Source organism: Massilioclostridium coli (genome assembly GCF_900095865.1).
Lineage (GTDB): Bacteria > Bacillota > Clostridia > Oscillospirales > Ruminococcaceae > Massilioclostridium > Massilioclostridium facile.
The window spans coordinates 169,684-195,759 of the sequence record NZ_FMIZ01000007.1; the positions used below are offsets into that span (position 1 = coordinate 169,684).

23 protein-coding genes are annotated in these 26,076 nt (G+C 38.6%); 16 read left to right on the forward strand and 7 right to left on the reverse strand.

Annotated features, from left to right (window positions below; genetic code table 11):
• Window positions 1-20: 20 nt before the first annotated feature.
• Together sfsA and BQ2683_RS06285 are read left to right on the forward strand one after the other, a co-directional pair.
• Window positions 21-701 (forward strand): DNA/RNA nuclease SfsA, encoded by a 681-nt coding sequence (gene sfsA, locus BQ2683_RS06280; RefSeq protein ID WP_069988166.1) that lies wholly within the window; start codon window positions 21-23, stop codon window positions 699-701.
• Window positions 702-731: 30 nt separating this feature from the next.
• The gene (locus tag BQ2683_RS06285; protein ID WP_069988167.1) at window positions 732-1,445 is read left to right on the forward strand and encodes an alpha/beta hydrolase; all 714 of its coding nucleotides are present in this window, start codon (window positions 732-734) and stop codon (window positions 1,443-1,445) included.
• A gap of 306 nt (window positions 1,446-1,751) precedes the next feature.
• Here the strand turns inward: BQ2683_RS06285 and BQ2683_RS06290 are convergent, their stop codons facing one another.
• Window positions 1,752-2,516 carry a MerR family transcriptional regulator gene (locus BQ2683_RS06290; protein ID WP_069988168.1) on the reverse strand — a complete coding sequence of 255 codons (765 nt, stop codon included), beginning with the start codon at window positions 2,514-2,516 and terminating at the stop codon, window positions 1,752-1,754.
• A 298-nt stretch (window positions 2,517-2,814) separates the two neighbouring features.
• Between BQ2683_RS06290 and BQ2683_RS06295 the strand changes: the two genes are divergently transcribed.
• Window positions 2,815-3,618 carry a MerR family transcriptional regulator gene (locus BQ2683_RS06295; protein WP_069988169.1) on the forward strand — a complete coding sequence of 268 codons (804 nt, stop codon included), beginning with the start codon at window positions 2,815-2,817 and terminating at the stop codon, window positions 3,616-3,618.
• Window positions 3,619-3,727: 109 nt separating this feature from the next.
• On the opposite strand, the gene spoIVA is transcribed toward BQ2683_RS06295, so the two are convergent.
• Together spoIVA and BQ2683_RS06305 are read right to left on the reverse strand one after the other, a co-directional pair.
• Window positions 3,728-5,206, reverse strand: a complete 1,479-nt coding sequence (gene spoIVA, locus BQ2683_RS06300; protein WP_069988170.1) for a stage IV sporulation protein A — start codon at window positions 5,204-5,206, stop codon at window positions 3,728-3,730.
• A gap of 13 nt (window positions 5,207-5,219) precedes the next feature.
• The gene (locus BQ2683_RS06305; protein WP_069988171.1) at window positions 5,220-6,734 is read right to left on the reverse strand and encodes a DUF3794 and LysM peptidoglycan-binding domain-containing protein; all 1,515 of its coding nucleotides are present in this window, start codon (window positions 6,732-6,734) and stop codon (window positions 5,220-5,222) included.
• 174 nt (window positions 6,735-6,908) lie between these two features.
• Here BQ2683_RS06305 and BQ2683_RS06310 point away from each other — a divergent pair, with 174 nt between their 5' ends.
• The 5 genes from BQ2683_RS06310 to BQ2683_RS06325 all read left to right on the forward strand — a co-directional run bounded on the left by BQ2683_RS06310 (window position 6,909) and on the right by BQ2683_RS06325 (window position 11,205).
• Complete coding sequence (locus BQ2683_RS06310) at window positions 6,909-8,162, forward strand: chloride channel protein (RefSeq protein ID WP_069988172.1); 1,254 nt, start codon at window positions 6,909-6,911, stop codon at window positions 8,160-8,162.
• Window positions 8,163-8,352: 190 nt separating this feature from the next.
• Window positions 8,353-9,843: a glycerol kinase GlpK gene (gene glpK / locus BQ2683_RS06315; protein WP_141720190.1), complete on the forward strand. Its 1,491-nt coding sequence runs from the start codon at window positions 8,353-8,355 to the stop codon at window positions 9,841-9,843.
• Between the two features lie 17 nt (window positions 9,844-9,860).
• Window positions 9,861-10,016: a DUF6019 family protein gene (locus BQ2683_RS13375; RefSeq protein ID WP_159427359.1), complete on the forward strand. Its 156-nt coding sequence runs from the start codon at window positions 9,861-9,863 to the stop codon at window positions 10,014-10,016.
• A gap of 115 nt (window positions 10,017-10,131) precedes the next feature.
• Window positions 10,132-10,782: a PAQR family membrane homeostasis protein TrhA gene (gene trhA, locus BQ2683_RS06320; RefSeq protein WP_069988174.1), complete on the forward strand. Its 651-nt coding sequence runs from the start codon at window positions 10,132-10,134 to the stop codon at window positions 10,780-10,782.
• A 39-nt stretch (window positions 10,783-10,821) separates the two neighbouring features.
• Window positions 10,822-11,205 (forward strand): RidA family protein, encoded by a 384-nt coding sequence (locus BQ2683_RS06325; protein ID WP_069988175.1) that lies wholly within the window; start codon window positions 10,822-10,824, stop codon window positions 11,203-11,205.
• Between the two features lie 474 nt (window positions 11,206-11,679).
• Here the strand turns inward: BQ2683_RS06325 and BQ2683_RS13490 are convergent, their stop codons facing one another.
• From BQ2683_RS13490 to BQ2683_RS06335, 3 genes are all read right to left on the reverse strand, one after another.
• Window positions 11,680-11,844 (reverse strand): DUF3006 domain-containing protein, encoded by a 165-nt coding sequence (locus tag BQ2683_RS13490; RefSeq protein ID WP_141720191.1) that lies wholly within the window; start codon window positions 11,842-11,844, stop codon window positions 11,680-11,682.
• Window positions 11,845-11,907: 63 nt separating this feature from the next.
• The gene (locus BQ2683_RS06330; RefSeq protein ID WP_069988176.1) at window positions 11,908-13,482 is read right to left on the reverse strand and encodes a putative ABC exporter domain-containing protein; all 1,575 of its coding nucleotides are present in this window, start codon (window positions 13,480-13,482) and stop codon (window positions 11,908-11,910) included.
• Complete coding sequence (locus BQ2683_RS06335) at window positions 13,479-14,189, reverse strand: ABC transporter ATP-binding protein (protein WP_069988177.1); 711 nt, start codon at window positions 14,187-14,189, stop codon at window positions 13,479-13,481. The genes BQ2683_RS06330 and BQ2683_RS06335 overlap by 4 nt, the downstream gene beginning before the upstream one ends.
• Window positions 14,190-14,471: 282 nt before the next feature.
• Between BQ2683_RS06335 and asnB the strand changes: the two genes are divergently transcribed.
• The 7 genes from asnB (at window position 14,472) to BQ2683_RS06370 (ending at window position 20,075) form a co-directional block, all read left to right on the forward strand.
• Window positions 14,472-16,304, forward strand: coding sequence for an asparagine synthase (glutamine-hydrolyzing) (gene asnB / locus BQ2683_RS06340; RefSeq protein ID WP_069988178.1), 1,833 nt, complete (start codon window positions 14,472-14,474; stop codon window positions 16,302-16,304).
• 80 nt (window positions 16,305-16,384) lie between these two features.
• A complete protein-coding gene (gene mnmM / locus BQ2683_RS06345) occupies window positions 16,385-16,954 on the forward strand; it encodes a tRNA 5-(aminomethyl)-2-thiouridylate-methyltransferase MnmM (RefSeq protein ID WP_069988179.1) in 570 nt (189 codons plus the stop codon).
• Between the two features lie 64 nt (window positions 16,955-17,018).
• A complete protein-coding gene (locus BQ2683_RS06350; RefSeq protein WP_069988180.1) occupies window positions 17,019-17,306 on the forward strand; it encodes a GNAT family N-acetyltransferase in 288 nt (95 codons plus the stop codon).
• Window positions 17,307-17,687: 381 nt separating this feature from the next.
• Window positions 17,688-18,059, forward strand: a complete 372-nt coding sequence (locus BQ2683_RS06355; RefSeq protein WP_069988181.1) for a putative DNA-binding protein — start codon at window positions 17,688-17,690, stop codon at window positions 18,057-18,059.
• Between the two features lie 15 nt (window positions 18,060-18,074).
• Window positions 18,075-19,418 carry a signal recognition particle protein gene (ffh, locus tag BQ2683_RS06360; protein WP_069988182.1) on the forward strand — a complete coding sequence of 448 codons (1,344 nt, stop codon included), beginning with the start codon at window positions 18,075-18,077 and terminating at the stop codon, window positions 19,416-19,418.
• An 86-nt stretch (window positions 19,419-19,504) separates the two neighbouring features.
• Window positions 19,505-19,747, forward strand: a complete 243-nt coding sequence (gene rpsP / locus BQ2683_RS06365) for a 30S ribosomal protein S16 (RefSeq protein WP_069988183.1) — start codon at window positions 19,505-19,507, stop codon at window positions 19,745-19,747.
• A 94-nt stretch (window positions 19,748-19,841) separates the two neighbouring features.
• Window positions 19,842-20,075, forward strand: a complete 234-nt coding sequence (locus tag BQ2683_RS06370; RefSeq protein WP_069988184.1) for a KH domain-containing protein — start codon at window positions 19,842-19,844, stop codon at window positions 20,073-20,075.
• Between the two features lie 161 nt (window positions 20,076-20,236).
• On the opposite strand, the gene BQ2683_RS06375 is transcribed toward BQ2683_RS06370, so the two are convergent.
• Window positions 20,237-20,566, reverse strand: coding sequence for a hypothetical protein (locus BQ2683_RS06375; protein WP_069988185.1), 330 nt, complete (start codon window positions 20,564-20,566; stop codon window positions 20,237-20,239).
• 789 nt (window positions 20,567-21,355) lie between these two features.
• On the opposite strand from BQ2683_RS06375, the gene BQ2683_RS06385 reads away from it, so the two are divergent.
• Window positions 21,356-26,035 (forward strand): family 78 glycoside hydrolase catalytic domain, encoded by a 4,680-nt coding sequence (locus tag BQ2683_RS06385; protein WP_069988187.1) that lies wholly within the window; start codon window positions 21,356-21,358, stop codon window positions 26,033-26,035.
• Window positions 26,036-26,076: the final 41 nt, after the last annotated feature.

Sequence of the window (26,076 nt, forward strand, 5' to 3'; positions counted from 1 at the left end):
TTTGCTATAAGGAGAAATTTATGCATTACCCAAATATTCAACAGGCTGTTTTTTTGGAACGTCCCAACCGGTTTATTGCCCATATTTTAGTGGAAGGAAAAGAACAGCTCTGCCATGTGAAAAATACAGGACGATGTAAAGAGCTACTAATACCAAATACTACAATTTATGTGCAGCATCATGATAATCCCAATCGGAAAACAAAATATTCTTTAATTGCCGTACAAAAAGGGGAACTGTTGATTAACATGGACTCCCAAGTTCCCAATCAGATTGTTGCAGAATGGTTAAAAACAGGAAAATTATTCCCCGATTTAAAACTGGTCAAACCAGAAACAGTATTTGGATCATCCCGTTTTGATTTTTATCTGGAAACTTCTCAAAAAAAGATTTTTATGGAAGTAAAGGGTTGTACGTTAGAACAGAATGGAGTTGTGATGTTTCCAGATGCTCCAACTCAGAGGGGAGTAAAACACATTCAGGAATTGATTTTAGCGAAACAACAAGGATACGACGCATATCTGATTTTTGTTATCCAGATGAAAGGAGTCCAATATTTTACACCAAACCGTTTGACTCATCCTGAATTTGCGGATGTGTTGCTCCAAGCCAAGAAAGCAGGGGTAAATATTTTAGCGATGGATTGTATGGTAACGCCGGACAGTATCGAAATTGACCAACAGGTTCCAATTCAATTGTAGCATTGAGGAGAGAAACAATAGGAGGATGGGATGCAAAAAGAATTTTTTTCAATCAATCAAATTCCTGCGGTATTGTGGGGAAAGCGAACTGAAAAACTAATCATTGCGGTTCATGGAAACCACTCGAATAAAACCGATTTACCGATTGAATATCTGGCACAATCCGCTACTTCCAAAGGATATCAAATTTTAAGCTTTGATTTACCCCAACATGGAGAGAGAAAAAATAAAATACCACCTTGTAAAGTACCGTTTTGTGTTGAGGACCTTACAACAGTAATGCAGTACGCCAAGAAAAACTGGAATGAAATCAGTTTGTTTGCGAATAGCATCGGGGCTTATTTTAGCCTTTTGGCTTATCAGCATGAAAACCTAAAACAGGCATGGTTCCTCTCTCCACTGGTAGATATGCAGCATATGATTGAGAATATGATGCTGTGGTTTCATATTACGCCAGAACAGTTAAAACAAAAGCAGGAGATTTCTACTCCTATTGGAGAAACATTGGATTGGACATATTATTGTTTTGTAAAAGAGCATCCAATTTGTTATTGGAAAACTCCTACTTATATTTTATGTGGGGGACAGGATACGGTTTGTGAACCAGATACAGTATCTACGTTCGCGAAACGATTTTCCTGTCAATTGAAACTAGTACCAGAAGCAGAACATTATTTTCATACTCCAGAACAACTGGACATTTTTTCTTCTTGGCTAGAAGATACCTTATCGGTAGATTTTTAAAATTAGGATAAATTAAAGGAATTTGTGATAAGGTTTCTCCATAAATTATATAACAGTTTACAAAGACATGGTTTTTGATGAACAATGATGATACAATCAAAGATATGGGATTCATTATAAAGAAAAATGACTATTTGTAAAAGCAGTGGTTGATTTTTTATAATAAAAGTGTAAGGGGAACCATTAAAAAAATGGTTCCCTTGTATTTTTTATTTTATTTTTTTAATGAGATTATGCTATTATACATAGAGGATAAACTGATAGCCTACAAAACGACGTTTTTTGATTGGAATAGAGATGATGACGTTAACATTGGTCTGCCCAGTGTAAAATTGCTTGATGCAAAAATTCCGCACATCCTGGTTGGCGTTCATCATAATAGGTTCGGAAACGTTCATCAGAAACATACATTGCAGACAAGCCTTTGTGCGCTTGTGGAGTATACTGTTTCCACACCATGCAAAGCCATTTTTTATGGAGCACCACAATCTGTTTGGCTTGTTCACTATTGGGTTTGTTACCCGAGACAACGGCATTTTCTAGCAACTGTTTTATGTCGGATTCTAAGGAATGGAATTGTTCATATTCTTGTTGGGTCATCTGCATTATTTTTTGATTTGTCGTATCCACTTCATGATTCCCATATTGTTTCCGCGCTTCTTCACCATATAAGATTTCATTTTGTTGTACTGCTCTTTGTTTAAATGCTTCAAATTTTTCGGTATCGTTCATTTGGTATTCTCCTTTCATGGATAAAATAGTCTGTTCCACTGTCTGTATCAGGGAAGCAATGTGTGCTTGCTGTTTTTTTAATTCCAGAAGATGTTCTTCCAATGCGTCCATTAGATGGAATTGCTCTTGGTATAGTATTTTTTGAATCCGTTTTAGATCAAATCCACGTTCTTTATAAAAAAGAATTTGCTGTAACAAATCCAGTTCCTGTTCACCGTAATAGCGGTATCCTGAATCTGTAGTGTATAACGGTTTTAATAATCCAATCTCATCATAATAGCGTAGGGTGCGTGCACTCACCCCAGCGATATTGGATAATTCTTTAATACTATAATTCATTTTGATTCCTCCTCTGGATGAATACAAGCATACCACTTTCCGTAACGTCAAAGTCAATAGCAAATTAAAAATTTTTATTGTAAAAAGAATATCAACTATACTGAAATAGTTCTATTAATGATACAATGTCAGCATCATCAGATATTTTAGTTACTAGAAATGGTAAATCGCTGCTACACAATATTTTTAATTATTCTACCACATAAAAAAGTTTTTTTCATTTTACTATTGACTCTCCCCTTAGAGGATAGGCTATACTAGAAACAGATCCGGATCGGAACAACCAAAGGAGGACATTATGATTAGTATAGGGCAATTTTCAAAAACATGTTTGGTGACCATAAAGACACTCCATTATTATGATAAAATTGGATTGCTACATCCTGCTAAAATTGACCCTGATACCGGCTACCGTTATTATGAGGAATCTCAGCTTTCCACCATGTTGCTGATTGCTAAGTTAAAACGGTACGGGTTTTCCTTACAGGAAATCCAGCAACTACTTTGTGAATCGAACCAAAAAGCGCTTTATTCAAAACTCTACCACCAAAAACAAATCCTGGAACAACAGATGGTTCATACAAAAACCGTTATTCAGGAGTTGGAACAGCATTTATCTGATTTTGAAAGGACAGGCGAAATTATGAATTATCAAGGAAACTATGATGTTCAATTGGAACAAACCGATGACCGTATGATTTTAAGTAGCAGACAAAATATGAGTGTAGATGAATTTGGAATTTATTTTGGCAAACTGTATGAAACGATATTCCGCAAACAAATCCCAGCAGATGGAAAAGGTATGGCAATTTATCATGATGAGGAGTTTGATCCTACCTGTAATGACATTGAGGTTGCATTAGAAGTATTTGACCCATCCGCAGCTACCCGTGTGTTGAAAGGAGGCTTATGCGCAACCACAATCCATTATGGGGCTTATTCCAATTTGCCGGAAGCCTATGGCAAAATGATGCAGTGGATTAAAGAAAATGGATATGAATTAATCAATAGCCCATATGAAATTTATGTAAAGACACAATACGACTGCCATACAGTGGAAGATTGGGAAACTAAAATTTATTTTCCCATCCGCAAAAAATAAAGGTTTATTATAGCTTAACATAACAAACAACCCATACTTTCCAATAAAAAGGAAGGTATGGGTTGTATTTCCATGATAACGGGAAAAATAAAAGAAACGTTTCCGATTTTTATAAAATAATACAGATTAATCCGCTGCAGCCTTCGTTGATAATGCGTTCAATGGTTTCCTGCATTTTTAAGCGGGCGTCACTTGGCATATGGTACAGCTTATTGTGCAGCCCTTCATTTACCAGTTCATGCAGTGATTTGCCAAATATATTGGATTCCCATAGCTTTTCAGGGTTTTCCTCAAAATCATTTAATAAGTACATAACCAGTTCTTCTGATTGTTTTTCTGTCCCTACGATTGGGCTGACTTCTGTTTTGATATTAGCTTTCATCATATGGATGGAAGGAGCTTCCGCTTTTAGTCGTACCCCATATTTTCCACCTTGTTTGACGATTTCCGGTTCTTCCAAAGTTAATTCATCCATTGTTGGCATGACAATGCCATACCCTGTGGCCTCCACTTCTTCCAAAGCGCTGGAAACTTTATCATACTTCTTTTTAATTTCTGCCAGTTCAATCATACAAGGCATCAAATCCGCTTCTCCTGAAATTTCTAAACCTGTAGTTTCCCCGAGAATTTGATAGAATAAATCATTTTTCAGGTTGACTTGGATATTTGCTGTACCACTTCCCAAATCAATTTGATCCACCATGCAGCCAGTGATATACTCGCAATCCTTTAATTGATCCAATGTTTTGGATACCTGGAAAATATGGGAAAGGTCTTGGTATGTATCCCGTATGGTCTGGAACAAAGAGGACTTAAGCCAATGGTCCTTTTGCAGCATGGTAATCCATTTTGGCATATCGATATTAACTTCTTTTACTGGGAACTGGAAGAGGATTTGCCGTAGAATTTCCCGGATGTTTTCTTCTGTCAATTCCAGGCAGTTTACTGGCATAACAGCCACCTGATATTTTTCCTGCATCTCTTGGGCAAGTTCTTGAGAAGATGGGGAATAGGGGTTTTCACAGTTTAATAATATGACAAACGGCTTATTGATTTCCTGCAATTCCTGGATAACCCGTTCTTCTGCTTCCTCATATTCTTCCCTTGGAATATCACTGATACTTCCATCTGTGGTAATCACCAGCCCAATGGTGGAATGTTCCGTAATTACTTTTTGGGTTCCCACCTCAGCCGCCATGTTAAAGGGTACTTCACTGTCAAACCAAGGGGTCATTACCATACGGGGCATTTCGTTTTCAATGTAGCCCAAGGAGCTGGGAACAATATAACCAACACAATCAATCAGACGGACATTCATGACAGCGTTGTCTTCCAATACAATTTTTACCGCTTCTTCTGGAATAAACTTTGGCTCGGTGGTCATAATTGTTTTTCCGGCAGCTGACTGAGGAAGCTCATCCACTGCCCGTTCCTTTTGGAATTTACTATTGATGTTAGGGATAACCAGCGTTTCCATAAACTTTTTAATAAATGTGGATTTCCCTGTACGTACTGGACCTACAACCCCAACATAAATATCACCGTTAGTCCGCTTGGCAATATCTTGATAAATGCTGTTTTTCTCCATCTTTACAGCCTCCTTATTCTACAATTGGAATGAGCATCATACGGCGTTCCTCAATAATGGGACGTTCCATCACGTTTTCTTCCATAATAGCATCCATTGAGGTGTTATAATGCCGGGCAATGTCCCATAAACTTTCACCGCCATCCGCATAATAAATCGTCAAGGCAGGACGGTTTTTTGTTTCTTTTGGTGCGGTTTCATCAATTGAAAAATCAGTTACAATCCGAATCCAGTCTCGGCAGGAAACAGTGCCGCATAGTTTGATTTCTGCTTCTAAATCCAATATGGTTCCATTAAAAGAGTACTCCATATTTACAATATCGCCTTTTGTTTGTACAATTGGGTTTTCACAGAGCTGGTCGCTGGATAATTGAAATTCAATTGGAATCTCTTTTGTTAGAAAGACAGGGTTGTTTTCCGAATCAACTGCCAAAATATCTGCTTCCAATTCCCCTGTAAAATCCAGGTGATCTTCCATTGACTTTGCGGATAGATTACGTACTTTTCCCCAGACATCAATTACTTGTTGAATATTTTGTAGTTCTACCTGCTGTTTGGACACCATGCTGTCATCCAGTATCCTTATCAGGCGGTCTGTTGCAATTTCTTTGGTGTCTGTCTGTGATTCATATAAAGTAGAAAAAGCGTCAGTGACACAGGCAATATCTTTTTGGATATAAGCATCCCCACAAAGGGTCAGATCGAACTGGGCGTTAATCATATTGGAGTCTTCTTCTTTGTGAAGGTCAACCCCCGTAACAAAGTAACAAACATTGCAGCTATAGTCTTCATCTACGCCGGGAAGATCCAAAATTTGGCTGATCGGAATGGTTTTGGTTGCGGTTTGCAGTTGTTGGTTTTCATCTGAGATACGGTAAATCACATGTAAGATGATATCTCCTTTGGTAACCATTTTATTCGCGATTAATTTACATTCCCCTGCAACAGCGGAGGCATAGTAAGAGATAATTTCTTCTGCAGGAGGTTCCAGTGTGAATTGTTCTTCTGCGCTAAATTGTTTTGTCCCCCATAGGTGACTGCTTCCGGTATGGATGCTTCCCCGGTTTAATTGGATACCGTTCCCTTCGGCATCGGATAGTACCATCTCTTCTTTTGGGCAATATACCTTGATTTGGATGGTAATTGCTCCTCTCAGGTCAACCCTCCTGGGATTGATCACCCTGCAATTGATGTAATCCCCACTGGTAGAATAACAGATAATAGGGGTATTACATTCCCCTTTGATATCCGCTGTTTTGGAAAATGGGTATTTTTGTTGGATGGAATGTAGTTGATTGTTTTCTTCCCCTAAATAGAGAATATCCACAAAAATAACTCCGTCTACCACTAATTTGTCTCCGGAGGTCCGGCAATTGTATACGCATGGTGTAATTGTAGTTTTTAGTACCTTAAAAATACCAGGATAATAGTCTGGTAAACTGTAATCCTGTTCGATTGATTGTTCTAAAGTACCATCGTATACTGATTCGTTGATACGAATGTTTTCATGAGAAAGATTCAGTTCCATTGATTTCTCCCCTTATCTGATACGGTATTATTATTTTCTATGGCATATATATGAACAAGTTGTACAGCTTATTCCAAAAAACAAAGGTTTTGCGTATTGTAGTAAAATGTTGTATAATAAGGGTAATTTGCATTTCCAATCAAAAAGGATATAAAAGAAAAAGGGTTTGAAATTATGAATATGAAACATCGAGTAAAATCGTTCTCCATCCATATTTTTGTTTTTTTCAAATGGATGGCGTTGGCGGCTTTAGTTGGAACGTTAATGGGAGGCATTGGTTCTGCATTCCGCTTTTGTATTGAAAGGGCTACTGAACTGCGGGAAGGAAATAGCTGGTTACTTTCTTTTTTACCAGTAGCAGGAGTGCTTATTGCAGTAATGTATGTAATGTGTGGCATGAAAAACGACCGTGGAACTAACTTGGTAATTACATCGGTAAGAACGACAGAAAACCCTCCTTTGCGACTAGCACCGTTGATTTTTATTGGAACCATTTTTACGCATTTGTGTGGGGGTTCCGCAGGCAGGGAAGGAGCAGCAATCCAGTTGGGAGGTAGTGTTGCTTCTAATATTGGGAAATTATTTCACCTTGATCAAAATGACCAGCACATGATTACTATGTGTGGAATGAGTGCCGCTTTTGCTGCTTTATTTGGGACGCCATTGACTGCTGCGATTTTTTCGATGGAAGTCGTCAGTGTTGGAGTCATGTATTATGCCGCAATTGTTCCCTGTGTAATTGCTTCTTTAATTGGCAATCAAATTGCCCTTGCTTTTGGCGCTGCGTCAGTGGGGTTTGACATTACGGGGATTCCATCGTTAAACTTGATTTCTGCTGGGCAGGTAATTTTACTCGCTGCCCTCTGCGGAGGAGTTAGTATCCTATTTTGTGTTGCCATGCACAGTGCGGGGAAATTGTATGATAAAGTATTGCCAAATCGTCTGTTACAAGCAATTGTAGGCGGTGTTTTGGTAGTTGTATTGACTTTGATTTTTCAAACCTATGATTATAATGGAATTGGAACGGATGTAATTTTGAGAGCGACCCAAGGGGAGGTAAAACCAGAGGCGTTTCTATTAAAAATTTTGTTTACAGCAGTTACGTTAGGTGCTGGATTTAAGGGGGGCGAGATTGTTCCTGCATTGTTTACCGGCGCTACTTTTGGAGGAACAGTAGGACCTTTGATTGGATTATCTGCTTCCTTTGGTTCCAGTATTGGCATGATCGGGTTATTCTGTGGTGTTGTCAACTGCCCTTTATCCGCACTATTAATGAGTATTGAATTGTTTGGGATACAGGGGATTGGATTATATGCTATTACTGCTGCGGTAAGCTATATGCTCTCTGGGTATTATGGGCTGTATTCTTCTCAAAAAATTATGTACTCCAAATTAAAGACAAAATACATCAACCAGGATACAAAGTAATGGATTCAAATGCTGTACCCTATGGTACAGCATTTTTTCGATTTGTAATTTGGAAAAAGGATTACAATAGAATAATAGAACTGTTAACTTTTATAGATGCAATAGTGTAAAAAATTTAAAGGAATCTCCTTTACAAATACAAAAGGTTCCGGTATATTTAAAGTGAAAAGCCAAATAAAACAGGAATGAGGTGTTAAATTTGAATTATATTGTAGCGCTAGACCAGGGGACAACCAGCTCACGCTGTATTATTTTTGACAAACAGTTACATGTTGTTGCAATGGCACAGAAGGAGTACCCACAGATCTATCCAAAACCAGGTTGGGTGGAACAGGATCCAACCGATATTTATATTTCTCAATATAATGTGATGATGGAAGCAATTTTAAAAAGTGGGATTTCTGCGGAAGAAATTGCCGGAATAGGGATTACAAATCAGCGGGAAACTACAATTGTATGGGATAAAGAAACGGGAAAGCCCATTTATAATGCGATTGTTTGGCAATGCAGAAGGACATCCGAAATCTGTGAAGTTTTAAAGCAAAGGGGATTGGAAGGCTACATCCAACAAAATACTGGTTTGATTATCGACGCCTATTTTTCTGGAACCAAAATAAAATGGATTTTAGACCATGTGGAAGGTGCGAGGGAAAAAGCCAGGCAGGGAAAATTACTGTTTGGTACAGTGGATACCTGGCTAGTGTGGAAACTAACCAACGGAAGGGTACATGTGACCGACCATACCAATGCTTCCAGAACCATGCTGTACAATATTAAAAATTTAGAATGGGATGAAACTTTATTGCAGGCACTGGATATTCCAGCTTGTATGCTGCCTGAGGTTGCTAGCAGCAGCCAGGTTTATGGCACAACCAATATTAATGGTGTACAAGTCCCCATTAGTGGAATGGCCGGAGACCAGCAGGCTGCTTTATTCGGACAGGCTTGTTTTCAAAAAGGAGAGGCAAAAAACACCTATGGTACAGGGTGTTTTGCCTTAATGAACATTGGTGAAACCATGGCGGTGAGCAAGCAAGGGCTGATTACTACTTTGGCAGCTAGTGTAGGAAATCATATTACTTACGCCATGGAAGGTAGTGTCTTTGTAGGTGGTGCGGTTATCCAATGGCTACGGGATGAATTAAAATTACTACAAAATTCCGCCCAATCCGAGGAAATGGCAGTCAAAGTTTCTGATAACGGTGGTGTTTATGTGGTTCCGGCATTTACTGGAATGGGTGCCCCATATTGGGATATGTATGCCAGGGGAAGTATTTTTGGCTTGACAAGGGGAGCCAATCAAAACCACTTAGTCCGTGCTTGTTTGGAAAGTATTGCGTACCAGACAAAAGACGTGATTGACGCTATGGCGGCAGATACAGGGATTCCAGTAACTTCCTTAAAGGTGGATGGCGGGGCAAGTGCTAACCAGTTTTTGATGCAGTTCCAATCCGATATTTTAGGCGTTCCATTATATCGTCCAGCGATTAGCGAAACGACGGCATTGGGAGCTGCTTATTTGGCAGGGCTTTCCACAGGATTTTGGCATGGCTTCGATGAAATTCGGGACTGCTGGTCGTTGGGAAATTCCTATGCTCCGCAAATGGACCAGCATCAATCTCGTAAGCTGGTCGCACATTGGCATAAGGCAGTAGAATGTACTAGAAATTTTATTGTTTAAGAACAGGAGAATAACATATGCCTTTTTTAATTGCAGTGATTGCTATTATTGTTTTAGTTGTTTGCGCTTTATTGTATTTTGTGATACGCAAGGCGGTAAAAGATGGATTTGTAGCAGGATATTGTAAAATACACCGGTTAAACCCCCATCAATTTGACAATGAAGACGACTGAATTATTTTAATATAAGATAAAAAAATTAATAAATTGTTTTTAGTTTCGTCTAGTTTCTTATGGTACACTAGAAGTAATTAAAAATAATCCTAATATTCCATCGAGGTAAATGATCATGTCTGCTAGCTGTAAACCAATGAAACACTATACATTAGGGGAAGAAATCGCCAATGCGGTTTCCCATGGATTAGGGGCGTTACTTGCCATTGCGGGGTGTGTTGTGCTGATTGTGTTTTCTGCATTAAACCATAGCCCTTTAAAAGTGGTTACTTCCAGTATTTTTGGCGCCAGCTTAATCCTTATGTTTGGCATGTCTACGATGTATCACGCACTTAGCAACCAAAAGGCTAAGGCTGTTTTTCGCATTTTTGACCACAATGCCATATTCCTATTAATTGCTGGTACTTATACTCCTTTGACGTTAGTTGCGTTACGAGGATGGCTTGGATGGACCATCTTTGGAGTAGTATGGGCAGCTACTATTTTGGGGATTGTACTCAACTCCATCAATATGGAACGGTTTAAAAAATTTTCTATGGTGTGCTATCTGGTAACAGGTTGGTGCATTATTGTAGCGATTGTTCCTTTGGTACAGCATCTGGACTTGGTTGACTTGGTCTTTTTATTGGCTGGTGGTGTTGCCTATACGGTGGGGATTTTATTTTACCGTTTAAAATCCATCCAATATATGCACTCTATTTGGCATCTGTTTGTATTGGCAGGGGCTATTTTCCACTATTTTTGTGTGTTAAACGTTATGCAATAATATGATAAAATTACAATAGTATAAAAGGAGTGGGACGGAATGAACCGTACAGAGATTAACACAAAAAACGCACCAGAAGCATTGGGACCATATTCCCAGGCAATCCGGATAGGGGATTTGATTTTTACTTCGGGTCAAATTCCAATTGACCCAATCACCAATACACTGGTTTCCGGAGGAATAGTCGAACAGGCTACCCAGTCTTTGCAGAATCTACAGGCGGTATTAACAGAAGCCGGAAGTTCTTTATCTGATGCGGTGAAAGTAACGGTGTTTGTAAAAAATATGGATGATTTTGCAAAGTTAAATGAAGTATACGGCAGTTTCTTTACCGAGCCATATCCAGCACGTTCCTGTGTAGAAGTAGCTCGTCTTCCAAAAGATGTTTTGGTGGAAATTGAAATTGTAGCTTTGGCAAAATAAAATAAAAAACCTCAGTAGTGATTTACTGAGGTTTTTTTATATCATGGTAGCATGGTTTCCAGTTTTATCGGAGATTGGACAGAAGAATTTTTCTGATAAAATTCTCGAACATAAAGAAAAGAGAACTTGCTTTTATGGGAAACAGATTTACTTCATTTATGATTTATTTAACAGCAAATTCATTTTGCAAGCTATATATACTATTAGTATAATAACTATTTTATTCTCCTTATCATACTTGTATATGCCAGCATGATAAGGAGTTTTTTAAATACCTATTTGTATAATTGTCTACAAATGGGTAGGCCATTGTTCCAAGGTCAATTTTCTGGTAATAAAAAATTGTTGTTAGTAACTATTTTATTTGCTGTTCTAAGCAAAGGTACTTTACAGAATATTTCTAATTCATATAGTTTGCAGATTTTTGGAAATAAAAACGGGTATCTACTATTTATTTCGTAGATACCCGTTTGTCTATTCTATGATGGTATATACAAAGTTTTCCCATAACAATCGGTTACCTTCATCTACTCCAAAAGGGAGCAGAGCCATAGCAACGGTATTTTCTACCCCATCATCTGAAAGCAAAACAGCATAATCACCATTGATTTTTTGTACGGTATAATAAACAGGTCCCATATTAACCCCACCTTATCCTTGATTTTTAATATAGTATAACATGGGGTAGTAAAAAAAGCAATGTTACTGGTTGTTAATCTCAGCACAGTCCAGAACATTACGGCAAAGGAACGCGATTAACCCTGCCATTAAAATATTCCATACAGTTGAGATTCCCAAGACAACAGCAAAAATAGAGATGCCGGTATTTGCTAGGAAAAATCCAACAACCCCTCCTATAGCAAGACCAGGAGCGATAATAATTAACAGTGCAAGGAAGTAGAATCCCAAGATAATAAATTTGTTTCCGGTACTGCCCAATAAACGTTCTGTCAGGAAATTTCCCGCAATAAACAGTAATCCAAAGCCAATTCTGGCAAAAATACACACAATCACTTCGATAACAGGGAGTTGTACGACAACACCAATGATTGCGAACAGGAGGACTGCCTCAATAATAATTTTTTCAATCCCTTCCAAACATACATAGAATAGTTTTTTAAATGGACTTTGAGGGACCATATAAACATAGGGCAGCGTCAATTCTCGCACCCAACGCCCTGTATGGGCGGAAAAGAACTGCATATAAACTGAAAATATAAATATGGCAATAATCTCCTTCATAAAGAATGAGAAAACAATAGTAATGATAAAGAAGATAGTTGTCATGGTGTCAAATAAAAAAACACGGCCACGGCGTTTTTCGATTTTATGTTTGAAATAAAATGCGCTGGCTCCCCAACCTTTTGTTAAACCGGACTTTCCTACCTTTACATTTTTCGGAACCACATCCATTGTTTTGTTCTCTTTTTTTGCAGTAATCGCGCTAAAAGAAACCTCGGTTGCCTGTAGCACATCCTCATAAAAATCAGAATGAGTCTTTGTTAGGATGAATATTAGCAAGGCAACAAAAAGGAGAGTTCCACCAAATCCACATAAAATACTAATGAAGTCACCGGATAAACAACCTACAATCGCAGCTTTGATCCAGCCACCTACTGGGAAAAATGCCAGTACAGGAGAATTAACTTGTGCAACGGCAACACCTAAAATATCGTCTGATTCGCTGAGAAGTGGGTAACCAATATAAGCAATTGCCAGGACGCCAACGACAATAAAGATAGTTTTCAAAATACGTTTCAGGGTTTCATTTCCACTGGTAAACGAATAAAGGATCATAGCACAGAGCTGACCACAGAACATAATAATGGCGTATCCCAATAAAATCAGCAATACTCCTGGTAGTGTAATGCCATAAATCTGATTCAGCCAGGAATACTGAAATAGAATAAAAAACCCTACAAATAGGGAAGTTCCCATCTGTTTTACCAGCCCATACAGCAAAATCTTTTTGCTGGAAATTGGAGTGGAAAACAATAAATGGACGTCGGCCATAGAATAAAAACTTCCTCCAGAACTGAATCCATGCATAGCCGTAAATAAGAAAATAAACAGGTATACCAAAAATATAATGGCGTATAGTTCCGTAATATTACGGTGGTCAAGGATTTTTGTAGGGTCAGAGACCATAGTAGAAACTACCATAAGGGCAAACATAGCTACTACAAACAAGACAAGAACCAATTGCCCCGGCTTTTTTCGTAATTCTTTAATCCAGTTTTTAATTGTGGTAAATAGTAAGTATCTGAGGCTGGTCATTGATGTGCACCTCTTCCTTCCGTAATCGAGAAGAACAGGTCTTCCAAGGATTGATCCCCTTCTTCTGTTGGGGTATTGTATTTAGTTGCAGCAAAGCTTCCATTCATCATAATGTGTGCCACATCCCAGTAATCCTCTACGCTGTCAATCATATGGGTGCTAATTAAAACAGAGCTTCCTTGACGTTTTAATTCCCAGAATACTTCTTTTAATTCTTTGATTGCGTGAGGGTCAAGCCCAACCATAGGTTCGTCAAAAATAATCACCTTTGGTTTATGCAGCAAGGCACAGCAGATGCTTAGTTTTTGCTGCATCCCTTTGGAGAGCTCTTTTCCTAACTTTTGGCGTTTATCAGTCAATTCAAACCGCTGTAACAACTGCTCTATATCTTGTTGGTAGTTTTCTAACTGGTAGGCACGGGCGATAAATTCCAAATGCTCCTCTACGGTAAGCAAGTCATATACAGCTGGCATTTCTGGAACATAGCCTAGTAGTTTTTTTGCTTGTAATGATTTATTTGGGTAACCACAAATATTGATTTCCCCATGAAACCGCAACAATCCAGTAATACATTTAATAATAGTGGATTTACCAGCGCCATTTGGTCCCAGTAAAACCGCAATTTCTCCATCGTTTACCGAAAAATGGATTTGGTTGTTAGCGATTGTTTTTCCATAAGTTTTTGTTACGTTTTTTACTTCAAACACAGAGATAACCTCCCAAAACCTCTATTATTGAGGCTTGTATTATTGTATTATGATTCTAGTACAAATATACAATAGGGAAGGTAGTTTGTCAATAGGTTAAAACAATAAATTTTATCTAGTAGCTTGTAAAATAAAAAATAATAGTAAGGAGAATAAAGTTCATAGCTTTTTTACGGATACTGTTTGTGGATAACTTGTATTTAATTAGTAAAAATAGTATAATAAGAATTAATTTAGTTTTGTAGCCAGATTCTGGCTGAAGTGATATAGGAGGATTTGCCGATGTGTGGCTTTGTAGGTTTTACAAACCGGATTGACAATGCACAAGAGACATTGAATAAAATGATGGATCGGATTGTCCATCGTGGACCAGATTCTGGTGGTAGCTTTATTGATGATGGAATTGCGTTGGGATTCCGCCGATTGAGTATTATCGACCTAGAGGGAGGCAGTCAGCCAATCTTTAATGAGGATAAAACAAAAGTATTGCTTTTTAACGGGGAGATTTATAATTATCAGATACTCCGTGAAAAATTGGTGGCAGCAGGACATCAGTTTACTACCCACACCGACAGTGAAGTTTTGCTTCATTCCTATGAAGAATATGGTAGTTCATTTGTAAAAGAACTAAGAGGGATGTTTGCCTTTGTTATTTGGGACCGTGAAAAGCAAGAATTGTTTGGCGCTAGGGATTTCTTTGGCATTAAGCCTTTATACTATTCTCAAATGGGAGAAAGTTTTTTGTTTGGTTCCGAAATCAAAAGCTTTTTAGACCATCCCCATTTTCAAAAAGAATTGAATACCACAGCATTGGAAAATTATCTTTCTTTCCAGTATTCCCCTTGTGCGGAAACCTTTTTTAAAGGGGTTTATAAAATGCCACCAGCCCATTATTTCCTTTATAAAGATGGAAAGATGGAAATGACCCGTTATTGGATTCCTGATTTTCAGGCGGAAGAAGATAAGGATTTGGACTACTGGGTGGATGAAATTGAAAAGACATTTGATAATTCGGTAGAAGCCCATAAAATTAGCGATGTAGAAGTAGGATCATTTTTATCCAGCGGGGTAGATTCCAGCTATGTTGCTTGTTCCGCCAATGTGGACAAGACCTTTACAGTAGGCTTTGATAATGGAGAAAAATACAATGAGATCAGCTATGCTCAGGAATTATCCGAACAAATTCCAGTAAAAAACATCAGCCATGTGATCACAGAAGAAGAGTTTTGGGGAACTTTCCCAAAAATCCAGTATCATATGGATGAGCCTTTGGCTGACCCAGCTGCTGCGGCACTGTTCTTTGTTTGTAAAGAGGCCTCTAAATACTTAAAAGTAGTGTTGTCCGGTGAAGGTGCGGATGAAATTTTTGGCGGGTATAATGTATATAAGGAACCCATTGATAAACGCTCCTATGATAAATTGCCATTCTGGATTCGTCGTGCTATTAGTAAAGTAGCAGGGCTGTTCCCAGCACACCGTGGTTTGAACTTTTTGGTGCGCCGTGGCAAATACCTGGAAGAACGTTTTATTGGTAACGCCTATATGTTCACCGAAAAAGAACGGAAAAAGCTGTTAAAAATCCATACGGATGCCCCTTCCCCAGCGGAAGTTTGCCGTCCATTTTATAATATTGTCAAGGATAAGGATGAAGTAACAAAAATGCAGTTCTTAGACCTGAACATGTGGATGGTGGGGGATATCCTGTTGAAAGCGGATAAAATGAGCATGGCAAACAGCTTGGAATTGCGTGTACCATTTTTGGATAAAGAAGTAATGAAGCTAGCGCAGCGGATACCTACCAAATACCGTGTCAATGAAACCAACACTAAATACGCTATGCGTTTGGCAGCGCTTCGCCGCATGCCAAAAAAATGGGCTGGTAAAAAGAAACTGGGATTCCCAGTACCAACTCGTGTTTGGCTAAAACAGGATAAATATTATCAACTGGTAAAAGAGAAATTTACTGGAGAAGTTGCCAATACCTATTTTGATACTGACCGTCTGGTAAAATTGCTGGACCAACATAAGGAAGGAAAAGCGGACAACAGCCGTAAAATCTGGACAGTTTATACCTTCCTGGTATGGTATGACCAATATTTTGCAGAAACAAACTAAGATTTAAAAAATTTGATGGAAATAAAAAAGATATAGGCTCTCGTATTGGAGAGCCTATATCTATAGAAGGAGATTTTTCAATGAATACACGATTGAATGCTTTGGGGATTGCTCATCAATTTATTATAGAGCATGTAAAGCCAGGGGATTTATGCGTTGACGCGACGATGGGGCGTGGAAACGACACCGCTTTTTTGTGTGAACTGGTGGGGGAAACCGGAAAAGTAGTTGCTTTTGATGTGCAGCAGGATGCGGTGGAAAGCACCAAATTGTTGTTAGAACAAAAGGGGTTATCCAAACGTGCGGAACTTCATCTTGATAGTCATAGTAATATGGCAAATTATCTACAACCAGAAACAGTAAGCTGCATTACTTTTAATTTTGGGTGGCTACCTGGTGGAGACCATAAAATTTTTACCCAGCCGGAAACCAGTATTGCAGCAATCAATCAGGGGCTGGAATTGTTAAAACCGGATGGAATCATGAGCCTGTGCATTTACTATGGAAAGGATACCGGATTTGCGGAAAAGGATGCACTACTTGAATTTCTTCCTACAATTGACAGCCAAAAATATACGGTTATCATTAACAGTTTTGCCAACCGCCCTAACTGTCCACCAATTCCTGTTATGATCTATAAGCGAACCTGAGGTTTAAACTACTGATTTCCGTATATAATAATATTAGATTTAAGGAAGAAAGCGAGGGAACAATATGAATTTTAGCATGGAATCCAACCGCATTTATAAATTGGATGAGTCAGGCCGGCTAATTGCGGAGGTAACATTTCCTAGTGTTTCTACCAAAGTAGTGAATATTAACCACACTTTTGTGGATGAAAGCCTAAAAGGGCAAGGAATAGCGGATAAGTTAATGAAAGCCGTTGTATATGAACTGAGGGAAACTGGAAAGAAAGCCCGTACCACTTGCCCTTATGCAACCAAATGGTTTGAACGCCATCCAGAAGCCCAGGATGTTTACACAACCAGTTTTTTAGAATAATCTAAAATCCCCTGGAAAAACAGGGGATTTTTTGTGGTTAAATGCCTTTACTATTTAAGTAAATCTATCAATTTACAACAGTTATGGGGAGGATGCCATATAAAAATGCTTTGTTGTATAATTAAAACTAAGGTTTGATTTACAAGTTTATTTTGAAAGTTTGGAACAGCTATGGTTTCACAAATAGATAATCCCAATACTTATATTTTGTTCATTGGTAGTGTTATGATGAAATTAAAAATTAGTAATCTGCTTGTTTGATATAAAAAATAATTTTAATTGTAAAGAAAAACTCTTGACATTTTGTTGGAAATCAGGTACAATATCGTTTGTAAAGTTTTGAGCTTTACAAATCTGGTCAGAAACCCAGGAGGCGAGCCCATGAGCAAAAATTTGCATGTATCCGTATTGTTGGATTATTATGGGAACTTGTTAACCGAAAAACAGCGGGATCTGGCAGAACTTTACTATAATGATGATTTATCGTTAGGCGAAATTGCCGAGATTACGAATATAACCCGTCAAGGGGTACATGACAGTATCAAACGAACCGAAGCTGTGCTGTTAGAATATGAAGAGAAAATAGGGTTACAGCAAAAAACGGATGATATAATTGGTTTATTGGAAAAAGTAAACAAACGCATCCAGCGTTTGCAAGATACCTGCCAAAAAACAAATGGGTCCAGTTTGATCATGGATGAGTTGATAAAATTAGAAAAACTAGTAACCAACTGCTTAAAAGATTACGAATAAGGAGGATGAGCACCAATGGCTTTTGAAGGCTTGACAGATAAACTATCCGCGGCGTTTAAAAAGCTTCGGTCTAAAGGAAAATTGACTGAGAGCGACGTCAAAACAGCAATGCGGGAAGTAAAGCTGGCTTTATTGGAAGCGGATGTAAACTACAAAGTAGTAAAAGATTTTGTTGCCAAAATCAGCGAACGCTGTGTTGGATCCGATGTGCTCACCAGTTTAACTCCTGCTCAGCAAGTAATTAAAATTGTAAATGAAGAACTTTGTGCTTTAATGGGGAATACAGGTGTTTCGATTAAATTTCCTTCAAAGCCGCCTTGTGTTGTGATGATGTGTGGCTTACAAGGAAGTGGTAAAACAACCCATTCCGCTAAACTGGCAAAATACTACCGTTCCAAAGGGCACCGTCCTTTGTTGGTTGCTTGTGACGTATACCGTCCGGCGGCGATTCAACAATTGAAGGTAGTAGGGGAACAAGCTGGGGTTCCAGTATTTGAAATGGGTCAGGACGATCCCGTTAAAATCTCAAAACAGGCAATCCGTCATGCGAAAGATCACGGCAATGATTTGGTTATTTTGGATACCGCCGGCCGTCTGCATATTGATGAAGCATTGATGGATGAATTGAAAAATATTAAATCTGCAGTAGAACCTAATGAAATTTTGTTGGTTGTAGATGCCATGACAGGTCAGGACGCTGTTAATGTAGCAAAATCATTTAATGAATTGTTGGATGTAAGCGGCGTTATTTTGACCAAATTGGATGGTGATACCCGTGGTGGTGCTGCGCTCTCTGTGCTGGCTGTTACTGGAAAACCAATCAAATTTAATGGGATTGGCGAAAAATTAGATGATTTGGAAGAATTCCATCCAGAGCGTATGGCTTCCCGAATCCTTGGTATGGGCGATGTTTTAACCTTGATTGAGAAAGCAGAGTCCAGCATGGATTTAAAAGAATCCGAAAAGATGGCCCGCAAATTAAAAGAGAATTCTTTTGATTTAAATGATTTGTTATCCCAAATGCAACAGATGAAAAAAATGGGTAGTATCCAACAGATTATTTCCATGATTCCAGGTTTGGGTAACAAAGTAAAAGAAGAAGACCTGGATGCAGGCGATAAGAAAATGAAGGTTACAGAAGCTATTATTTATTCTATGACCCCAGAAGAACGTAAGAAACCGTCTATCATCAGTCCCTCCCGAAAACGCCGTATTGCAGCAGGAAGTGGGACTCAAGTGCAGGATGTGAATCAGCTGTTAAAACAGTTTGAGAATATGCAAAAAATGATGAAGCAATTTGGCGGTACAAAAAAAGGAAAACGTCGCAAATTAATGATGCCCCCAGGAATGGGATTTTAATGGAGTTACCGCTTTGTGAAAAAAGCTGTAATAGATCAGCGTGAAATACGCTAAAAAAGATAGAAATCATGCAGGAGGTGACAGAAATGGCTGTTAAAATTAGATTGCGCCGTATGGGTGCGAAAAAAGCTCCATTCTACCGTATTGTTGTAGCTGATTCCAGATACCCAAGAGACGGAAGATTTATTGAAGAATTGGGTACTTATGATCCAAACAACAAAAACAACTCTGTATCCGTAGATGCAGATAAAGTAAAATCTTGGATTAGCACTGGTGCACAACCAACTGATACTGTAAAGAGATTGCTGAAACAAAACGGCGTTATGTAATTTTGTTTTAGTTGCGGAATTGCCCGGGGAGCTTTCTCTCCGGGCTTCCGTGTACCTTCAAAAACCACTTTTTCCGACGAAGGGAGTTTACACAATGGAAGAATTATTGGTAATTATTGCAAAAGGTCTGGTAGAAGATAAAGATGCAGTTACTGTTACTGCTGATGAACCAGACCAAGAAGGCGTTATTGTATACCATCTGCATGTAGCTGCTGACGATATGGGCCGTGTCATTGGAAAACAAGGCCGTATTGCAAAAGCGTTGCGTACTATTGCAAGGGCTGGTGCAAACCGTTTAGGACAAAAAATTTCTGTAGAAATTGATTAATAAAGAAACCAAAAAGGAACTGGACTTTTCAGTTCCTTTTTTATTTTGTCTATCAATAAACTCGTTTTTTCTTTTCAATACTAGGAAAGTGATCTGCTAATAAGAACCTTATAAGAATAGACGATTTCACAAACTTATATATTTTTGGAAATTAGTTATGCCTATTTTGAAAAAGATAGTGTTATAAAATCATAGTCTGTTATTTCGTAAATCAATAATGTCATTGGAAATCTGTTATTATAGCTGAATTCTATTTTCTTCATTTCAATGACTATTGCGCCAGCTACTACCAATACCGCTAATCCTGCAAGTGGGGAAACATTCTCTGTTTTAGTGACATTTGCTTTTGGTATTGTGTTTCTTGCACGATTTTGGTTTGCTTCACTTCCTGTTGTCCCTATTAGTTCCAGTTTGCTTTGTGCCGCCTTCACTTCCATTGCTTTTGTGTTGATTGTCCCTTTTTCTTTGCTTAGATAATTGTTGTTTAACATTGTCTGCGTGTTCTGCTAACAATACTTGGAACCTTGTCGCGCTTTCTGCTGTGTATTGGTCTAAGTCGATTCCTTTCGCTTCTTCTACTATTTTGTCTAATAAGCTCTTGTCTGCTTTAAACCTCAGTTACAGCCTTCCTGCTAACAGGGTATCTACTGTTTCGTTGATTTCTTCCTGTGTTGTGTCTGCATTGATATAGGCTTCTTCTGTTTTTGCTTTCGTTTCTGCATAGATTCCCCAGGTGCTTTCTGTATATGTTTCCTGTTGATATTCTTTTGTCGCTTGGATTAAGATTTTTTATCTGCTGGTTTTTATATACTGTTCCCAGTTCGTCGTATGCTCTGTTAATTTTTTGCATTGCATCTGGATCTGCCAATACTGTTGCTGACTGTTCCAATGCTTTTATAAAGTTTTTTTGAATGTACCATCCTTGTAACCATCCAGATCTACTTTACTCATTTTATTATACAACGCTTGCAGTTTTGTTTTATTCTTTGCTTGAAAGTCCAGCTTATAGATTTCATTCAAAAAAATTTTTAGTATATTAGTATAAGGAAATAAAAAATAGCCTTTGTTATAGAAATGCAAGATTTAAGATAGGAGGATACAAATTCCAAACCTATATAATGAGTTATAAATTTTGCTCAATCCTAATTGACAATTTATTTTTATATAATTATAATAAAATTAATATTTGTTTATATTTTTTATTTAATTTATCTAATAAAAGGAGGTGCTCGTTTTTATTTTAATTCACTAATATCAACCATAAAGTTTAGGAGGAAAAAATGAGAAAGAAAAATTTTATTTTAGCCAAACGGCTTGCGGCTGGGTTATTAGCTGCCTGCTTATTGGGTAGCACAAACATAGTATTTAGCTATGCTGAGGAGCATCAAAGCCCTCTTGTAGTTCAGGATTTATTGACGAACGGAGTGGATTCTCCAGAAGCAATTGATCCCGGTTCTCCTTTATTCTCTTGGGAAATACAGAGTAATAAGAGGGGTTGCTATCAAACAGCCTACCAGATTATTGTGACAGAAAACCTTTCTGGAAAACAGGTTTGGGATAGTGGAAAAGTGGATTCCAACCAGTCTTCCTATGTTTCTTACAGTGGGCCAACACTAGCTTCTGACACAGAATATGATTGGAAAGTTCGCACATGGGATAATTTTAATAATGTCAGTGAATACAGTAGTCCCTCTTCTTTCCGGATTGGTTTAAATACAACAGAGTGGCAGGCAGATTATATTTGGGATGGCACCGAAAATCAAAACAACTTTGCTTATTTCCGTAAATCATTCCAGGTTAACCAGCCAATCAAACAAGCGGTTGTTTATACTTCTGCACATAACGATTACCAACTCTATGTAAATGGAAACTTTGTTGGGGTAGGTCCCGCTAGAAGCGACCCATATACATATGGCCAATATTGTGCATATGATATTACAGGACAATTGCAGGAAGGGGAAAATGTATTTGCCTCTTTAGCCCATTGGCATGGTGCCTGGTCTGACTCTGGAGTAAACGCTTCACCGGCTTATATCCTGGAAGCCCATATTACTTATGAAGATGGTTCTACCGATATCATCAAAACAGATGATACCTGGAAGGTATCCCCAACTAATCCATACAAAGAGGAAGATCCTGTTTATTTTGGACATTATGGCGGAGTAAACAATCGTGCTTCTATCTATTATGATTCCCAGAAAGAGATGGATGGTTGGAATACAGTCGGATTTGATGACCAATCCTGGCAAAATGCAACGGTAGTGGACCGAAGTAACTACCAACTTTATGCCCAATTGGTAAGCGAAGAAAAAGAAAAAGAGTGGATGGAACCTGTTTCAATCACCCAACAGGGAGATAAATGGCTAGTCGATTTTGGCAAATGTTTGACTGGATGGCCAGAATTGAAACTCCATAACAATGCGGCTGGTTCTCAGGTAAAAATACAGTATTGGGAAGTGGAACAAGGTTGGGGAGATGCTGGCTATGATACCTATGTTTGCTCTGGCGGTGAAGAAACTTTTAAAACGCCATATGTACGTCACACCAGTTTCCGACTTTTGGAAATTTCTGGATACCAGGGAGAATTAACTGCTGATGATGTAAAAGGAATTGTAGCTTATTCTGATGTGGATCTGCAAGGAAGTTTCCAAAGTTCCGATGAACGTTTAAATGCAGTATTTGAAATGTGTGAACGTTCTAGTAGGCAGAATATCCAACAAGGGATCATCAGCGTAGATGCCAACCGTGAACAAAGCCCTTGGACTGCGGACTCCTGGAACATTGGAATTGGTTATCTCTACAACCACGCTAACACAATGGTAATCGATAAAGTTATCAAGGATTATGCTGGTGAACAGCTGGCTAGCGGAAACTTTTTAACTTGTAGCCCGGCAAGAGATTTTATGTCTGAAATGCCAGAGTGGTCAATGTATTGGCCAATGATGCTATGGGAACAATATCTGTTTAGCGGAAATGCCAATTTGTTGCAAGAGTATTATCCAAATTTAATCCGGTTTATGGATTATATGGAACGCTACTACTCCTCTGGTACAGGGCTATACAACCCTCCAGGCTCAAGGGCTTCGGACTATGCTGGAGGAAGCCTGGAAAATGGTGGGGATAATATTGCAACCAATAGCCAATTGTATATGAATTTTAATATTGCTTCCAATATCGCAAAAACAATTGGAAACGATTCAGATGCAGACCATTATGCGAAACAAGCAGAAGAATTAAAACAAGCAATCAATCGCAATCTATTGGTAAACGGTGAAAAATACAAGACCAGTTCTGGAAGCGGACAAACCCATCCACTGGGAACCGCATGGGCGTTGAGAAGCGGCGTTGTACCAGAAGCATTTTATGACCGTGTTGTCACCTGGCTGGCAAAACAAAAAAACAACTATGATGTTGGCGGATATGGCGGAGATGCTTTATATAATGGTTTGTATACCGCAGGTTTAGGCAAAATCGCCACCCAGGATTTTGCACGTTATGATACCATGCTTTCCACTAATAACACAAACTGGGAATCTTTTGGAGAACTGAGTATTGATAATATGGGTAACCATGCTTGGACAGCCTATCCTTCTTACATTCTGCCTAGATATGTAGGTGGAATTCATCCAAGTAGTGGAGGATTTGAAACTGTGGACATCAAACCTGTTACTGGAGGACTGGAATGGGCAAGAACTTCTATTCCAACTATAAAGGGAACAATCACTACTAACTGGAATGTTGTCAGCGAAAATCAGTTTACTATGGAAGTTACTATTCCAGCTAATGTAACAGCTAAAATTTATGTGCCAGATAATGATATGGATCAGCTTGTGGTAAGCGAATCCGGTGTTTCTGTATTTGAAAATAACCATTTTATTTCCGGAGTAGATGGATTGCAACAGGCAGAAAAGCAGGATGGTTATATTATATTTACTGCAGGCAGTGGTACCTATTCCTTTCAGGTTACTGGAGAACCACTTCATACTCCTGATATTGGAAAGGAAGAAGAAACTGGAGTTGTCATTGATGATGACCAGGCAACTTATACAAACGAATGGGTTTACGAAACAGCTTCCAACCACAATGACCGGTATGGAGACGGATTTCATTATATTGGTTGGGTTTCTGGTGAACCAACTGCTTCCGCATCCTATACCACTACCATTGAAGAGGATGGCGAATACGATGTATTTGCTTGGTGGGGTGTCCATTCCAACAGAGCCACTAACACTCCATATACCATTCATTGTGGAAATGTAACTGAAACTATCCGAAAGAATCAAGAAATTAACGGAGGACAGTGGAATCTATTAGGAACATACACCGCAAAAGCAGGAGATACCATTTCTATCGTTATCACAAATGATGCAGATGAATATGTGATTGCCGATGCGGTAAGAATCGCTCCACATCAGGATGCTGACGATACATTTACTCCATTACAACAACTGCAACTGCTGGTCTATCAAATGGAATTAGCGGATACCAGCAATTGTATTGACGAAATTTATGCGGAACAATTTAAACAGGTTTTAGCACATGCACAGGAATTATGCGATACCCAAAGCCAAGATGAAACGGAAATTACGAAAACAATCACCGATCTCCAAACAGCTTACGACCAAATGATGGCAAACAAAAAAGTAAACCTGGCCCTCAATCAATCTGTTTCCGCTTCAGAATCTGTCCAGTCACCAGGTATGTGGGGAACTGAATACTTAACAGATGGTTATAAAGCGAAAGATGATGCTGGAAGAATTGGATACACGACAGATGCTTACCATAGCCAAGTATTAGAAAATCCAATTGATATTACCCTTAATCTTGGGCAGCAACAACAGGTAAATCAAGTTGTTTTATATCCTCGTTTGAGTGTTGGTTCCTGGGAAGGAAAAACAGCCAATTTCCCAACGGATTATGAAATTCAGGTTAGTAATGATGGAACCAATTTTCAGACTGTCGTTTCCGTCCAAAATCAACCTGATCCAATGCAACAGCCAGTTACCTGCCAATTTGATTCTACGACTGCCCAATATATCCGGATTCATGTCACCAAATTGGGAGAATATGCGGCTGGTGAAAGTATTCCAGATAACCCAACACCATATCGTTTGCAGTTTACAGAAATTGAGGTATACAATGTTCCTGTATCCGAACAAACAACGAACAAATCAATCTTAAAAACGGTCATTAAGTATGCAGAAAACGCCAAAGCTAGTGAAGAATATGATAACGCCATTGAATTGGTACAAAAATCCTTTGACACAGCATTGGAAAATGCCAAGGCAGTAGCAAATAACGCAACAGCAACCCAGGAAGAAGTAAATTCAGCATGGCAAACATTGCTGAATGAAATCCATAAATTAGGATTTATCGCTGGCGATAAAACAGCGTTAGCTTCTTTGATTGAAGCGGCCAATGGAATCAATGCGGAACTTGACCGTTACGTAGAAGCGGGCAAAGCGGAATTTACCGCAGCATTAGAAGCGGCGCAGAATACTTACAATAATGGAGACGCCATGCAGGCAGAAATCAACGAAGTAGCAGATAACCTGTTAAAAGCAATGCTGAACCTGAGATACAAAGCGGATAAAACCATTCTGGAAGAAGTGATAGCGGAAGCAGGAAAAGTAGATGCAAACGTATACACAGCAGAAAGCTACGCAGTACTGACAGCAGCAGTAAATGATGCAAAAGCAGTAATGGAAAATGAAAACGCAACCCAGGAAGAAGTAGACACAGCAGTAGCCAATGTACAGAGTGCAATGAATGGTTTAGTAGCAATAGAAGAGACGGCAACAGAAACACCATCTACTGATAATAACACTGTCCAAACAGGGCAGGAAAGTACCACAACCAAATCAAACGCAGCGAAAACAGGGGATTTTGCTCCAATTGTAAGTTTAGCTGCACTTGGCTTATCTAGCGCAGCATTGCTAATTTTCCGCAAGAAAAAGTAAACTTCATATTTTAAATTAAAAACTAGGGAAACCATTTGGTT